The following is a 14,033-nucleotide window of genomic DNA, read 5'->3' as shown; positions in this document are numbered from 1 at the left end:
CCCGGGACCGGAGACCGCCTAGCGGTCCAGCAGGATCGGCGGCGTCGGTTCCTTCGTCGGCGGCGTCGGCTTCTGCGTCGGCGGCGTCGGCTTCTGGGTGGGCGGCGTCGGGTTCTGCGTCGGCGGCGTCGGCTTGCCGGAGCTGGCCGACGGGTCCGGGGTGCCGGACGGGCGGACGCCCGAGCTGGTCGGCGACGGGGAGACCGAGCCGCTGGGGGTGGCCGTCGGGCTGGGGGTGCGGGCGGGCGGCGGGGTGCCCATCTTGGCGTCCGACAGGTCGAACTGGCCGGTGGTCTGGCCCTTGAGCGCGGCCGTGGTGTACGCCTGCCAGATCTGCGCGGGGAAGCTGGAGCCGCCCGCGCGGCCCTTGCCGGCGGTACCGGTCAGGGTGACCTGGTTGTGGGTGGTGGGGTCCTCGCCGAACATGGCGACGACGGTGACCAGCTCCGGGGTGTAGCCGGTGAACCAGGCGGCCACGTTCTTCTCGGTGGTGCCGGTCTTGCCCGCGGCCTCGTAGGCGGAGCTGCGCACGGCCTTGCCGGAGCCCTCCTCGACGACGCCGGTGAGGACCTTGGTGACGGTGTCGGCGGTGGTGCTGGTGAGGACCTGGGAGCCGATGGGGCTGACGGGCTTGAACTCGCCGTCCTTGTGCTCGGCCTTCTTGATGATGGTCGGGGTGACCTTCTTGCCGTGGCTGTCGAGCGTGGCGTAGACGGCGGCCATCTCGACGGTGTTGGCGCTCATCGTGCCGAGCGACATGGCGGGCTTGTCGGCGAGCCAGCCCTCGCGGTCGACCATGCCGAGGGAGAGGGCCGTCTTCTTCACGTTCGCCGGCTTGGCGTCGACGATCAGCTGGGCGTAGACGGAGTTCACCGAGGAGTTGGTGGCCTCCTGGAGCGTGATCATCGGGTCGCCGTAGTTGATGTCGTCCTGGTTCTCCGGGGCGAACGGGGTGTCACTGCCGACCACGGGACGCTTGCTGGTGCCGTCGTAGAGGGCGTTCGGGGTGATCGGACGCCCGTCCTGGGTCTTCGCCCCGTTCTCCAGGGCGGAGGCCAGCACGATCGGCTTGAAGGTGGAGCCCGGCTGGTAGTCGGTGCGCAGCGCGTTGCTCGCGGACTTCTCGGTCAGGCCGACGCCGCCGTACATCGCGACGATGTAGCCGGTCTTGGCGTCCACCGAGGTGGCTCCCGCCTGGACGGACTGGTCCTGGGGCCGGTCCTTGGTGTTCTTGCGCTCGAGCTTGGACTCCAGCTCGTCCTGGACGGCCTTCTCCAGGGCGGCCTGCTTCTTCTTGTCGATGGCGAGGGTGATCGTCCAGCCGCCGGCGGCTATCTCGGAGTCCTTGATCCCCTGCCGGTTCATCTCGACCTCGGCGGCCTGGATGAGGTAGCCCTTCTGCCCGTCCATGCCCGGACGCGGCTTGGGCTTGATCGGCTCCTGGAACTTCAGGGTCTCGCGCTTGGCCTTGTCCAGCTTGCCCATCTCGACCATGTTGTCGAGGACGGCGTTGAAGCGGATCATGACCAGCCGCTTGCCGTTGGGGCCCGCGGTGGCCCAGTCGTACTGGCTGGGCGCCTGGATGACGGCGGCGAGGTAGGCGCCCTGCTCCAGGGTCAGCTTGTCGGAGTCGACCCCGTAGTAGGCCTGGGCGGCGGCCTGGATGCCGTAGGCGTTGCGGCCGTAGAAGTTGGTGTTCAGGTAACCGGCGAGGATGTCGTCCTTCTCCATGCGCTGGTCGACCTTGAGGGAGATGATCAGCTCGCGCAGCTTGCGGGTCGGCGACTGGTCCTGGGTCAGGTAGTAGTTCTTGACGTACTGCTGGGTGATCGTCGAACCACCGGCCGTGCCCTTGCCCCGGACCGTGTTGACCAGGCCCCGGGCCACGCCCATCACGTCGACGCCGCGGTCCTGGTAGAAGGTCTTGTTCTCGATGGCGATGAACGCCGTCCGGACGTCCTCCGGCACCTTGTCGAGGGGGACGATCTCGCGGTTCATGTCGCCGGTGCGGGCCATGATCGAGCCGTCGGCGTACTTGTACGTGTTGCTCTGGAGCGTCGCGGTCTTGTTCGGGTCGGTCGGCTCGTCCACCAGGAAGTAGAGGACGATCGCCGCGATCACCAGCAGGAGTATGCCGCCGAGGAAAGTCCCGAGGAGCGTCTTCCAGTTGAGGAAGCGGCGTATGCCGCTGCGCTTCCCGGTCGCCTTGCCCGTGCGCCCGCCGGCGCGCCCGCTCGGCGCTTTCCGCGCACCGCGTTGCTGCTGCGCCCGTCGCGCATCTGCTCGGCCCATCGCTCCCGCTCCGCTCGATTACCCCCCCGACGTCAGCTCAGAAAACTAACACCGCAGGCTGTGACAAAGTTTGATCAATCCAGATCAATACCGGTCAATTCGGACGTGAGAATCAGCACCCACTCCGATGGAACCGACGCCCACGATGCCGGAAGGGTTGCGGTGTCCGCAAAAAGTGATATCACTTTGATAGGGCACCACGGTCGACGACGACCGGACCTAACAGAACAATCGGGGGCATTCCATGACGATCGCAGCAGAGACGCGACCGGCTGAGGTACGGGAGTTCACGGCGCGCAGCGTCGGCGGCGGACCGGCCCTGCTGTCCGGGCTGGTGGGGGTGGCCGGCGGAGCGGCCCTGCTCGCGGTCGCCGCGGCGTCGGAGGCGACGGCCGTCAAGGCGGCCCTGATCCCGCTGGGGTTTCTGCTCTTCCTCGGCTCCCTCTTCGCGATGACCGGGCTGAACACCGTGGCCCCGGGCGAGGCCCGGGTGGTCCAGCTGTTCGGCCGCTACCGGGGCACGATCCGCACGGACGGGCTGCGCTGGGTCAACCCGCTGACCTCGCGCCAGAAGATCTCCACCCGCGTGCGCAACCACGAGACGGCCGTCCTGAAGGTCAACGACGCCTACGGCAACCCGATCGAGCTGGCGTCGGTCGTGGTGTGGAAGGTCGCCGACACCGCGCGGGCCGTCTTCGAGGTCGAGGACTTCACCGAGTTCGTCGAGACGCAGACCGAGGCGGCGGTCCGGCACATCGCCATCGAGTACCCCTACGACTCCCACGACGAGGGCGGCCTGTCGCTGCGCGGCAACGCCGAGGAGATCACCGAGAAGCTCGCGGTCGAGCTGGCGACCCGGGTCGAGGCGGCGGGCGTGCAGATCATCGAGTCCCGCTTCACGCATCTCGCGTACGCTCCGGAGATCGCCTCCGCGATGCTCCAGCGCCAGCAGGCCGGCGCGGTCGTGGCGGCCCGCAAGCAGATCGTCGAGGGCGCGGTGGGCATGGTGGAGCTCGCCCTGACCCGGCTGGCCGAGGAGGAGATCGTGGACCTGGACCCGGAGCGCAAGGCCTCCATGGTCTCGAACCTGATGGTGGTGCTCTGCGGCGACCGCGCGGCCACGCCGGTCATCAACGCGGGCACCCTCTACCAGTGAGCCCCGCCGCCTCCCGCCCCGGCGGCCCCCAGGGCCAGGGGGCCGGCTCCGGCGCGGACGCCGGCGCCCCGGCCGGGGACGGGGCCAGGGCGGGCCGGGCGGCGCGGCAGGCGCGCAAGCAGGTGCTCCTGCGGCTCGACCCGCAGGTCTACGACGCCCTCGCGCGCTGGGCCGGGGAGGAGCTGCGCAGCGCCAACGCGCAGATCGAGTTCCTGCTGCGCCGGGCCCTGTCCGAGTCGGGCCGCCTCCCGGGCGGCGCCGCCCCGATCCCCCCGCGCGGCCGGCCCCGCAACGCACCGGATTCCTGACCCGCCCCGCGGGCCCGGACGCGCGCACCCGCGCCGCGGCCTGCCCCGGGGGCCTGCGCCCGCACGCACGAGAAGGCCCGTCGGCCCCGCCGGCGGGCCTTCCGGCGCGTCAGGCGGCGCGAACCGCATCCGCCCGGAGCCACCGCCGCCGGTCTATACACCGTGCGTATACACCCCATGTATAGTCGCGGCATGTCCATCGGCCACACCCTGCTCGGCCTCCTGGAGGCCGGCCCCCGCCACGGCTACGACCTCAAGCGCGCCTTCGACGAGACCTTCGGCCACGACCGCCCCCTCGCCTACGGGCAGGTCTACTCGACCATGTCCCGGCTCCTGAGGAACGGCCTCGTCGAGGTCGAGGGCATCGAGAGCGGCGGCGGTCCCGACCGCAAGCGGTACGCCATCACCGACGCCGGCATCACCGACGTCGAGCACTGGCTCTCCCAGCCCGAGAAACCCGAGCCGTACCTCCAGTCGACCCTCTACACGAAGGTGGTCCTGGCCCTGCTCACCCACCGCAGCGCCGACGGCCTGCTGGACACCCAGCGCGCCGAGCACCTGCGGCTCATGCGCATCCTGACCCAGCGCAAGCGCAAGGGCGACATCGCCGACCAGCTGGTCTGCGACCACGCCCTGTTCCACCTGGAGGCCGACCTGCGCTGGCTGGAGCTCACCGCCGCCCGCCTCGACCAGCTCGCCCGCGAGGTGCGCCGATGACCCCCGCCGGAACCCTGCTCGCCGGCGCCGCCCTGCACAAGGCGTACGGGCCCACCAAGGCCCTCGACGGCGCGGAGTTCTCCATCCACCCCGGCGAGGTCGTCGCCGTCATGGGGCCCTCCGGCTCCGGCAAGTCGACCCTGCTGCACTGCCTCGCCGGGATCGTCACCCCCGACTCCGGCAGCGTCACCTACGCCGGCCGCGAGCTGTCCTCGATGAACGACGCCGAACGCAGCGCCCTGCGCCGCGGCGAGTTCGGCTTCGTCTTCCAGTTCGGCCGGCTGGTGCCCGAGCTGACCTGCGTCGAGAACGTGGCGCTCCCGCTGCGCCTGGCCGGGACCCGGCGCAAGGACGCGGAGCGGACCGCCCTGCGCTGGATGGAGCGGCTCCAGGTCGAGGACCTCGGGGCCAAGCGCCCCGGGGAGATCAGCGGCGGGCAGGGCCAACGGGTGGCCGTGGCACGGGCCCTCGTCGGCGGCCCCCGGGTGATCTTCGCGGACGAGCCCACGGGCGCCCTGGACTCCCTCAACGGCGAACTGGTGATGCAGCTGCTCACCGAGGCCGCCCGGTCCGCGAACACCGCCGTCGTCCTCGTCACGCACGAGACCCGCGTGGCCGCGTACTCGGACCGCGAGATCGTCATGCGCGACGGCCGCTCCCGCGACATGGAGCGGATCGTATGAGCGCTCCCGGCACGGCCTGGGCCTGGTCCCGGGACCTCGCCATGGGCGCCCGCTTCGCCCTCGGCGGCGGCCGCGAGGGGTGGCTGCGCACCCTGTTCACCGCCGTGGGCGTCGGACTGGGCGTGGCGCTGCTGCTCCTCAGTACGGCGGTCCCCGGCGCGCTCGCCGCCCGCGAGGAGCGCGGCGACGCCCGGTCCACCCGGTCGGCCCCCGGAGCAGCGGCGCCCGGCGGGGACACCCTGCTGGTCGGCACTGCCGACATGAGCTACCGCGGCCGGGACATCGAGGGCCGGCTGCTCCGGCCGGAGGGCCCCCGGGCTCCGCTGCCGCCCGGCCTGAAGGCCTTCCCGGCCCCCGGTGAGCTGGCCGTCTCGCCCGCCCTGGACGCGTTGCTGCGCTCCCCCGGCGGTGCGCTGCTGCGTGAACGCCTCGACGGGCGGATCAGCGCGGTCATCGGCGACGCCGGGCTGACCGGCCCGGCCGAACTCGCCTTCTACCAGGGCGCCGACCGGCTCCCGGCGCCGGAGCCGGGCGAGTTGCGCGTCCAGCGCGTCACCGGCTTCGCCGGCCTGCGGGGGACCAAGCCGCTCAGTCCCGTGCTGATGCTCATCGTCGTGCTGACCTTCGTGGCCCTGCTGACGCCGGTCGCCGTGTTCATCGCGGCCGCCGTCCGCTCCGGCGGCGAGCGGCGCGACCAGCGGCTCGCCGCCCTGCGGCTGGTCGGCGCCGACGGCCGCACGGTCCGCCGGATCGCGGCCGGCGAGGCGCTGGCCGGAGCCGTGGCCGGGCTGGTGCTGGGCTCCGGCTTCTTCCTGATCGGCCGTCGGCTGGCCGGCTCCCTCTCCATCGGCGGCCGCAGCGTCTTCCCGGCCGACCTCGACCCGTCGCCGCAGTTGGTGGCCCTGGTCGTGCTCGCCGTCCCCCTCGCGGCGGTGGCCGTCACCCTGTTCACGCTGCGCGGGGTCGTCATCGAGCCGCTGGGCGTCCTGCGCACCGCCGCACCGGGCCGGCGCCGCGTCTGGTGGCGGCTGTTGCTGCCGCTGGGCGGGCTCGGCCTGCTCGCGCCGCTGGCGGGCCGCGGCGAGGACCACGGCCGGTTCAACGAGTGGCAGGTCACCGGTGGCGTGGCACTGCTGCTGGTGGGGGTCACCGCCCTGCTGCCGTGGCTGCTGGAACGGTTCGTCGGCCGGCTGCGCGGCGGGCCCGTCTCCTGGCAGCTGGCCGTGCGCCGCCTCCAGGTCTCCAGCGGCCCCTCCGTCCGTCTCGTCAACGGCATCGCGGTGGCGGTCGCCGGGGCCATCGCCCTCCAGATGCTCTTCGCGGGCACCGAGGACGAGTTCACCACGCAGACCGGGCACGACCCGTCCCGGGCGTCGGTGGCGATCCTGCTGCACAGCGGCACCGAGTCCGGGCTCGAGGCCCTCGGCCGGCGGATCTCCGCGACCCCGGGCGTCACCCGGGCCGTACCGCTGGGCCGTGTCAGCGCGGCGCCCAAGGGGTCCGCGCCCGGCACCCCGGCGGTCCCCGTGACCGTCGGCAGCTGCGAGGCGCTCGCCGAGGTCGCCGAGCTCGGCTCCTGCCAGGACGGCGACGCCTTCGTCCTGGCGGGCGGCCCCCTCGAAGCGCCCGTGCGCCCCGGTGACCGGGTCCTCGCCGGGGACGTCACGCTCTCCGCCGAGGAGTCGGCCGCGCTGGGCGGGAAGACGGCCGAGTGGACCTTCCCGGCCGGTGCCCGTACCGTTCCGGCCCGCGAGGACCCCGTCGGCGTGCTCCGCGACGGCCTGCTGGTCACCCACGCCGCCGCCCCCGAGGACCTGGGGCGCGCCCGGTCCGCGGAGGTCTACGTCCAGCTGGACGACTCCGACCCGGACGCCCTGGAGCGGGTCCGGACGGCCGCCTTCAAGGCGGACCCGTTCGCCACGGCGATGACGCTGCGCTCCACGCAGGAGGACGCCGGCTACGCCCGCATCCGCGTCGGGCTCTTCTTCGGCGCGACGGGGGTGCTGGTCCTGATCGGCACCAGCCTGCTGGTCTCCCAGCTGGAGCAGCTCCGCGAGCGGCGCAGGCTCCTCTCGGCGCTGGTCGCCTTCGGGACCAGGCGCTCCACGCTGGCCCTGTCGGTGCTGTGGCAGTCGGCCCTGCCCGTCGCCCTCGGCCTGGTCCTGGCGGCGGCCGTCGGCGTCGGGCTGGGCGCGGTCCTGAGCCGGATGGCCGCCGTCCCGGTCCGCGTCGACTGGACCTCGGTGCTCGCCCTCACCGGCGCGGGGGCCGGCGTGGTCGCCGCGGTCGCCCTGCTGTCGCTGCCGCCGCTGCTGCGCCTGATGCGCCCGGACGGGCTGCGTACGGAGTAGCCGGCGCGGCCCGCCGCCGGTGCGGCCCGCCTCAGTCGGTGGGCCACACCGGCAGCGGGCGGACCGCCTCGCGCAGCGCCGCCGCGATGGCCCGGAACTCCTCCTGCCGGGCCGTGCCGCTCCGCATGGCCAGCGCGATCCGCCGCGAGGGGGCCGGCTCGGCGAAGTACCCCGTCGCCAGGTGCTCGTTGCGGGCCGTCTCCAGCCGCAGCGCGGTGCGCGGCAGCAGGGTCACCCCGAGTCCGCCCGCGACGAGCTGGACGAGCGTGGACAGCCCCGCCGCGGTGGTGGTGACGTCCGCTCCGGCGCCGCGTCCCGCCTCGCGGCAGATGTCCAGGGCCTGGTCGCGCAGACAGTGCCCCTCGTCGAGCAACAGCAGCTGGAGGCCGCGCAGTTCCTCGCGCGGGATGTCGCGCCGCCCGGCCAGCGGGTGCTCGCGGGGCGCCAGCAGCACGAAGTCCTCGTCGAAGACCGGCAGTTCGGTGACTCCGGGCACGCCCAGGGGCACGGCGAGCAGCAGCAGGTCCAGCCGCCCGCCGGCCAGCCCCTCCAGCAGCGACGCCGTCTGCTCCTCGTGCACCTGGAGGTCCATCCCGCGGTAGCTGCGGTGGAAGAGCCCGAGCACGGTCGGCAGCAGGTACGGGGCCACCGTCGGGATCACCCCGAGCCGCAGCACCCCGGTGAAGGGGGCCCGTACCGCGTCGGCCTCCTCCAGCAGCCCGCCGAGCGCGTCGAGCACGCCGCGGGCCCGCACGGCGATCCGCTCTCCCGCCGGGGAGAGCAGCACCTTGCGGGTGGTGCGTTCCAGCAGCCGCACCCCGAGGGCCTCCTCCAGCGCGGACACCGCTCCGGAGAGCGCGGGCTGGCTCATTCCGATGGCCGCGGCGGCGTCGCGGAAGTGCAGGTGCTCCGCGACCGCTGCGAAGGCGCGCAGCTGCGCCAGCGTCGGCTGCTTCGGTCCTCTACTACTGACAGCCACTGATAGGTACCTCCGATCACCCGCCACAAGAGTAGCTATTTCCGTAATCAATGCTGCTGTGCCAGCATGTGAGATCCGTCCAACCCCTTCGGAAAGCCCCCAAAAGGGTCACTTTCCATTCCGCAAGGAGTGAGTGTGCTCACTGTCGGTGACAAGTTCCCCGCCTACGATCTGACCGCCTGCGTCTCCCTCGAGGCCGACAAGCAGTTCGCCCAGATCGACCACAAGTCCTACGAGGGCAAGTGGCGCGTGGTGTTTTTCTGGCCTGCCGACTTCACCTTCGTCTGCCCGACCGAGATCGCCGCGTTCGGCAAGCTGAACGACGAGTTCGCCGACCGCGACGCCCAGGTCCTCGGCGTCTCCGGCGACTCCGAGTACGTCCACCACGCCTGGCGCAAGGACCACGCCGACCTGCGCGACCTGCCCTTCCCGATGCTGGCCGACGTCAAGCACGAGCTGATGCAGGCCTGCGGCGTCGAGGGCGAGGACGGCTTCGCCAAGCGCGCCGTCTTCATCGTGGACCCGAACAACGAGATCCAGTTCGCCATGGTGACCGCCGGTTCCGTGGGCCGTAACCCCAAGGAGGTCCTGCGGGTCCTCGACGCCCTGCAGACCGACGAGCTGTGCCCCTGCAACTGGAACAAGGGCGACAGCACCCTGGACGCCGGCGCCCTGCTGGCCGGTGAGTGACGGATGTCCCTCGACACCCTGAAGTCGGCCATACCGGACTTCGCCAAGGACCTGAAGCTGAACCTGGGTTCGGTCATCGGGAACCAGGACACCCTCACCCAGCAGCAGCTGTGGGGCACCGTCCTGTCCTGCGCGATCGCCGCCCGCTCCCCGCGGGTCCTGCGTGAGCTGGAGCCCGAGGCCAAGGCCGCGCTGTCCCCGGAGGCGTACACCGCCGCCAAGTCCGCCGCGGCGGTCATGGCGATGAACAACGTCTTCTACCGGACGCGCCACCTGCTCTCCGACCCGGAGTACGGCACGCTGCGCGCGGGCCTGCGGATGAACGTCATCGGCAACCCGGGCGTGGAGAAGGTCGACTTCGAACTGTGGTCGCTCGCGGTCTCCGCGATCAACGGCTGCGGCCAGTGCCTGGACTCGCACGAGCAGGTCCTGCGCAAGGCGGGCGTCGGCCGGGAGACGGTCCAGGAGGCCTTCAAGATCGCCTCGGTGATCCAGGCCGTCGCCGTCACCCTCGACGCCGAAGCGGCCCTGGCCGCCGAGTAGTCACCCGTACGGGTATTCCTGTGCGTGACCGTGCCCCCCGCCGCCCCTGAGGGCGGCGGGGGGCACGGCGTTTCCCCGGCCGGGTCACTACACACGCGGCCGGGCCATCGGGGCCCTTCCGGTGGGTGGTCGGGCCGGTTCCCTCCGGGCTCAGGCTCGCTGATCGTCTCCGGCCTCCGGGGCGGCGGCGTCCACAGCCGTGGCCCCGTGCGGGCCGGGGCCGGTGGAGACGGCCCCGAGGTGCCGTTCGCGGGAATAGGCCCTCAGGTAGACCACCACCGTGTTGGTGACGGCCACCAGCGGCACCGCGACGACCGCCCCGCCGATGCCCGCGATCATCCCGCCGGCCGCCACCGCGAGCACCACCGCGAGCGGGTGGACCCGTACGGCCCGGCCGAGGATGAAGGGCTGCAGCACGTGCCCCTCGATCTGCTGGACCGCCAGCACCACGCCCAGCACCGCCAGGGCGATCACCGGCCCCTGGGTCACCAGCGCCACGACCACCGCGAGGGCGCCCGAGATCACGGCGCCGACGAGCGGGATGAAGGCGAACAGGAAGATGAACACGGCCAGCGGCACGGCCATCGTGACGTCGAGGAAGTACAGGCCGAGGCCGATGAACACGGCGTCGATCAGCGCGACGAGCACCGTGCCCCGCACGTACGCGGTCAGCGTGCGCCAGGCGCGCGGACCCGCCCCCGCGACCCCGGGACGGGCGGCGGCCGGGACGAGGCCCAGCACCCAGGTCCAGATGTTCTTGCCGTCGTAGAGCAGGAAGAGCGTCGAGAACATCGCGAGCAGCATGCCCGTCATCACCTCGACGAGCACCGTCACGCCCTGGAGGCCGGCGGAGGTGATCTCCTCGGTGTTGGTGCCGATGGTCTCGCTGAGGTTCTTCGCGATGTCGTTGATCTGCTTCTCGGTCACGTGGAACGGGCTGTCCAGTGCCCACGTCTTGAGCTCGTTGATGCCCTCGCGGAGGCGGTTGGAGAGGTCGTCGAGGTTCTCCATGACCTGCCAGACCACGAACCAGCCGACGAGCCCGATGACGACGAAGCCGAGGATGGCGGTGACGGCCGTGGCGAGCCCGCGCGGCAGCCCGAGCCGGCGCAGCCGCACCACGAACGGCTGGAGCAGCGCGGTGACCAGCAGGGCGGCCGCGAACGCGAGGACGACCAGGCGGACTTCGCTGATCACCCGCATCAGCACCCAGACCATCCCCGCGAGCAGCAGCAGCCGCCAGCTCGCCTCGGCGGCGACCCGCACGCCCCACGGGATGACGGTCACCGGCTCGGGCCGCTGGGGCGGCGGGACCGCCCCGGGCGCGCCGGGTGCCGCGACGTCCGGGGCCGGCGCGGCCACGGCGGAGGCGGGCAGCGGTGCTTCACCGGCGGCCTCGGCCTCGACCTCGGCCCGCCGTTCGTGGAGGGCCGCCTCCATCCGGCTCAGCCTGCTGCCGAGCCGGCCGAGCCAGCCTGCCCTCTTCGCCATGTCGTTCCCTTCCCCCCGCCGAGCGCTGACACCTCGCACGACCGTACACGCGCGGAACCCCGCACCGTCGGACGGTGCGGGGTTCCCCGAGGTCGTGCGCGGGCCCTGTGCCGAAGCTCTAGTACCAGCCGTTGGCCTGGTGGAAGCTCCAGGCGCTGCACGGGCTGCCGTAGCGCTCGTTCATGTAGCCCAGGCCCCACTTGATCTGGGTGGCCGGGTTGGTGCGCCAGTCGGAGCCGGCCGAGGCCATCTTCGAACCGGGGAGCGCCTGGACCAGACCGTAGGCCCCCGAGGAGGAGTTGACGGCCTTGTAGTTCCAGGTGGATTCCTGGTTGATGATGTTGGAGAAGCACTGGAACTGGCCCGAGGGGACCAGCTGCCGGGCGATCTCCTTGACCTGGGCGACCGTGTAGGAGCCCTGGACCGGGAAGTCGCCGGCGTCGCGGGCGGCGGAGCGGCTGGCGATCTCGCCCTGCTCCTCGCGCTGCTCCTTGAGCTTGGCGTCGGCCTCCGCCTTCTTCGCCTGCTCGGCCTTCTCGGCGTCCGCCTTCTTGGACTTGGCGTCCTCGGCGGCCTGGATGCGGGCGGCTTCCTCCGCCGAACGCTTGGCGTCGGTGTCGGCGGCGTGGGCGATGCTGTCGGCCTGCTGCGCCAGGGTGCCGCTCTGGACCTGGGCCTGCTCGCCGACGGGGATGTCAGCGAGGAGAGTCGCGCCGGAAGCGGTCGTCTCGAGGTCGTTCGAGGCGGCATCGCCAGTGGCGACGCCCACGACTGCGCCGACGGTGGTGACCGCGGTGGCCGAAGCCACTGCGAACCCCCGGACCGAGATCCGGCTCACACGGTGTCCTTCCAGCAGCGTCCGCAGTGACCGCGCGGTCGCAAGAGTGCCCCCTCGACACTGGTCTCCGGGGTGATGAGGTCACTGGAGACACGGGCCCGTGGGCAACTCCCTCACGGAGGCTGCCTGCTGTACCGGGCGGCATACGGACATCGGCTGTGGAGTTGTGGTGCGCATCCCAACGGGGGATACAGGTGTGCCGTATGCGGGGCCTGACGGAAAACAGACTCTGCCGGACCTCGACGCCGCAGGGCAATTCCGCGTTGCGTGGGAAAGGTCACACCTGCGATGTTCCCGTTGTTTTCGGAAAACACCTGTGCAGCGGGGCGCCGCCCGGCTAGGCTCCTCCGCCTTGGCCGGACGGCGCCAACAGACCGTCCCGCTATGGGGGTTTTAGCCCCTTCCCTCCTAGAGGTTCTCCAGCATCTCCGTCACCAGGGCGGCGATCGGGGAGCGCTCGGAGCGGGTCAGCGTCACGTGGGCGAAGAGCGGATGCCCCTTCAGCTTCTCAACGACGGCGACCACTCCGTCGTACCGGCCGACCCGCAGGTTGTCGCGCTGGGCCACGTCATGGGTCAGGACGACCCTCGAATCGGCCCCGATCCGCGACAGGACGGTCAACAGGACGTTGCGCTCCAGGGACTGGGCCTCGTCCACGATGACGAACGCGTCGTGCAGCGAGCGGCCCCGGATGTGCGTGAGCGGCAGGACCTCCAGCATCCCGCGCCCCAGCACCTCCTCGATGACCTCCCGCCCGGCGACCGCCGAGAGGGTGTCGAAGACCGCCTGCGCCCACGGGCTCATCTTCTCGGTCTGGTCGCCCGGCAGGTAGCCGAGCTCCTGCCCGCCCACCGCGTACAGCGGGCGGAAGACCATGACCTTCTGATGCTGCCTCCGCTCCAGCACGGCCTCCAGGCCCGCGCACAGCGCCAGCGCCGACTTCCCGGTGCCGGCCCGGCCGCCCATCGAGATGATCCCGATCTCCGGGTCGAGCAGCAGGTCCAGGGCGATGCGCTGCTCGGCGCTGCGGCCGTGCAGCCCGAAGGCCTCGCGGTCGCCGCGTACGAGCTTCACGTTGCCGTCGGCCGTGACCCGGCCCAGGGCCTTGCCGCGCTCGGACTGGAGGATCAGCCCGGTGTGCACGGGCAGGTCCGCGGCCTCCGGTACGTGGAGCCGCTCCTCGGAGTAGAGGAGGTCCACCTGCTCCCCGGAGAGGGCGAGCTCGCTCATGCCGGTCCAGCCGGCATCGGTGATCGCGAGTTCCGCGCGGTACTCCTCGGCGAGCAGGCCCACGGAGGAGGCCTTGATGCGCAGCGGGAGATCCTTCGAGACGACCGTGACGTCGTAGCCCTCGGCCTGGAGGTTGCGGGCGACCGCGAGGATCCGCGAGTCGTTGTCCCCGAGCCGGAAGCCGGCCGGCAGGACGCCGGGGTCGGAGTGGTTGAGCTCGACGCGCAGGCTGCCGCCCAGATCGCCCAGCGGGATGGGGGCGTCGAGGCGACCGTAGCGGACCCGGAAGTCGTCGAGCAGGCGCAGCGCCTGACGGGCGAAGTAGCCGAGTTCGGGATGGTGCCTCTTGGCCTCCAACTCGGTGATCACCACGATCGGGAGCACGACCTCGTGCTCGTCGAACCGGGAGATCGCGTTGGGGTCTGCCAGCAGGACGCTGGTGTCGAGGACGTAGGTCCGCCTGTCGGGCAGGCGGCGCTTTGTGCTGGTCACCACGGAAGGACGTACCCCCTCGGAAGAGGTCGGGCCATGAAGACCGGACCGGTCATCGGCGCCAGTGCCAGGGCCGAGTTCCGGCCCTCCAATCCGTCCGTGCGAACCGCACGCGCGTCCTGGTGCAAAGGGCCTCCCGGGCGGACGGCCCTGTGCCGTCCGCTGAGACTCGACACCCGTGGATCGGGCGTCGACCTGCCTGGGTTATGCCCTCGAACGAGCGCCGCCATGCCATGGCATATGACGGACGCTCGGTGAATCCC

Annotated in this window: 12 protein-coding genes; 7 read left to right on the top strand and 5 right to left on the bottom strand. The window is 72.0% G+C overall.

Annotation, left to right across the window (positions count from 1 at the left end; translation table 11 throughout):
* Nucleotides 1-18: 18 nt before the first annotated feature.
* On the bottom strand, nucleotides 19-2,292 hold the full coding sequence (locus ACZ514_RS06840) for a transglycosylase domain-containing protein (RefSeq protein WP_468169705.1): 2,274 nt from the start codon (nucleotides 2,290-2,292) through the stop codon (nucleotides 19-21).
* A 244-nt stretch (nucleotides 2,293-2,536) separates the two neighbouring features.
* Between ACZ514_RS06840 and ACZ514_RS06835 the strand changes: the two genes are divergently transcribed.
* The 5 genes from ACZ514_RS06835 (at nucleotide 2,537) to ACZ514_RS06815 (ending at nucleotide 7,507) form a co-directional block, all read left to right on the top strand.
* The gene (locus ACZ514_RS06835) at nucleotides 2,537-3,448 is read left to right on the top strand and encodes an SPFH domain-containing protein (RefSeq protein ID WP_468169707.1); all 912 of its coding nucleotides are present in this window, start codon (nucleotides 2,537-2,539) and stop codon (nucleotides 3,446-3,448) included.
* Nucleotides 3,445-3,756 carry a type II toxin-antitoxin system antitoxin gene (locus tag ACZ514_RS06830; RefSeq protein ID WP_468169709.1) on the top strand — a complete coding sequence of 104 codons (312 nt, stop codon included), beginning with the start codon at nucleotides 3,445-3,447 and terminating at the stop codon, nucleotides 3,754-3,756. The genes ACZ514_RS06835 and ACZ514_RS06830 overlap by 4 nt, the downstream gene beginning before the upstream one ends.
* A 192-nt stretch (nucleotides 3,757-3,948) precedes the next feature.
* Complete coding sequence (locus tag ACZ514_RS06825) at nucleotides 3,949-4,473, top strand: PadR family transcriptional regulator (protein ID WP_468169712.1); 525 nt, start codon at nucleotides 3,949-3,951, stop codon at nucleotides 4,471-4,473.
* Nucleotides 4,470-5,156, top strand: a complete 687-nt coding sequence (locus tag ACZ514_RS06820; RefSeq protein ID WP_468169715.1) for an ABC transporter ATP-binding protein — start codon at nucleotides 4,470-4,472, stop codon at nucleotides 5,154-5,156. The genes ACZ514_RS06825 and ACZ514_RS06820 overlap by 4 nt, the downstream gene beginning before the upstream one ends.
* The gene (locus tag ACZ514_RS06815; protein ID WP_469124281.1) at nucleotides 5,153-7,507 is read left to right on the top strand and encodes an FtsX-like permease family protein; all 2,355 of its coding nucleotides are present in this window, start codon (nucleotides 5,153-5,155) and stop codon (nucleotides 7,505-7,507) included. Before ACZ514_RS06820 ends, ACZ514_RS06815 begins: the two co-directional genes overlap by 4 nt.
* A 31-nt stretch (nucleotides 7,508-7,538) precedes the next feature.
* Here ACZ514_RS06815 and ACZ514_RS06810 read toward each other — a convergent pair whose 3' ends face one another.
* Nucleotides 7,539-8,486, bottom strand: coding sequence for a hydrogen peroxide-inducible genes activator (locus tag ACZ514_RS06810; protein WP_468169721.1), 948 nt, complete (start codon nucleotides 8,484-8,486; stop codon nucleotides 7,539-7,541).
* 135 nt (nucleotides 8,487-8,621) lie between these two features.
* Here ACZ514_RS06810 and ACZ514_RS06805 point away from each other — a divergent pair, with 135 nt between their 5' ends.
* Nucleotides 8,622-9,176, top strand: a complete 555-nt coding sequence (locus ACZ514_RS06805) for a peroxiredoxin (RefSeq protein ID WP_388934231.1) — start codon at nucleotides 8,622-8,624, stop codon at nucleotides 9,174-9,176.
* A 3-nt stretch (nucleotides 9,177-9,179) separates the two neighbouring features.
* Nucleotides 9,180-9,719 carry an alkyl hydroperoxide reductase gene (locus tag ACZ514_RS06800; protein ID WP_388934233.1) on the top strand — a complete coding sequence of 180 codons (540 nt, stop codon included), beginning with the start codon at nucleotides 9,180-9,182 and terminating at the stop codon, nucleotides 9,717-9,719.
* Between the two features lie 150 nt (nucleotides 9,720-9,869).
* On the opposite strand, the gene ACZ514_RS06795 is transcribed toward ACZ514_RS06800, so the two are convergent.
* The 3 genes from ACZ514_RS06795 to ACZ514_RS06785 all read right to left on the bottom strand — a co-directional run bounded on the left by ACZ514_RS06795 (nucleotide 9,870) and on the right by ACZ514_RS06785 (nucleotide 13,773).
* Complete coding sequence (locus ACZ514_RS06795) at nucleotides 9,870-11,210, bottom strand: AI-2E family transporter (protein ID WP_468169724.1); 1,341 nt, start codon at nucleotides 11,208-11,210, stop codon at nucleotides 9,870-9,872.
* Between the two features lie 118 nt (nucleotides 11,211-11,328).
* Complete coding sequence (locus ACZ514_RS06790; RefSeq protein WP_468169726.1) at nucleotides 11,329-12,048, bottom strand: aggregation-promoting factor C-terminal-like domain-containing protein; 720 nt, start codon at nucleotides 12,046-12,048, stop codon at nucleotides 11,329-11,331.
* Between the two features lie 408 nt (nucleotides 12,049-12,456).
* Nucleotides 12,457-13,773: a PhoH family protein gene (locus ACZ514_RS06785; RefSeq protein WP_468169729.1), complete on the bottom strand. Its 1,317-nt coding sequence runs from the start codon at nucleotides 13,771-13,773 to the stop codon at nucleotides 12,457-12,459.
* Between the last annotated feature and the right edge of the window lie 260 nt (nucleotides 13,774-14,033).

Source organism: Streptomyces sp. NPDC034086, assembly GCF_055575515.1.
This window is presented reverse-complemented; position numbering and strand designations above follow the sequence as displayed.